This window comes from Curtobacterium sp. MCBA15_008 (assembly GCF_001865065.1).
GTDB lineage: Bacteria > Actinomycetota > Actinomycetes > Actinomycetales > Microbacteriaceae > Curtobacterium.
This window is the reverse complement of the sequence record NZ_MJGN01000005.1, coordinates 135,174-135,485: the sequence shown is the minus strand read 5'-3', so window position 1 is coordinate 135,485 and position 312 is coordinate 135,174. Positions and strand designations below refer to the sequence as shown.

The 312-nt window shown below is 71.8% G+C and carries 1 pseudogene; it reads right to left on the bottom strand.

Annotated elements, in window-relative coordinates:
* Window positions 1-312: pseudogene (locus tag BIU96_RS02590) on the bottom strand (transcriptional regulator); the annotation flags it as partial.

Sequence of the window (312 nt, the reverse complement as noted above, 5' to 3'; positions counted from 1 at the left end):
CCGCGAGCTCGCGGTCGTTCGGGGTCCGACCCGCCTCGCGACGCAGGATCGCCACGTTCGTGTGCGCTGCCCGCTGCCAGTCGCGGTAGAAGTTCCGCGCCTGCGGGTCGAGGAAGATGAACCGCGCGAAGTTGAGCGGGCGGGCCGGCGCGTCGACGAGGTCGGAGTGCATCGCGTAGCCGAGCGCGTTGGCGGCGACGATGTCCTGCCGGTTGTTGACGATCATCGCCGGAGCGTCGGTGACGACGTCGAGCAGGTACTGCAGCTCGGGTCGGACGGCCGCCACCGGGGTGACCCGGGCGGCGCGTCGTG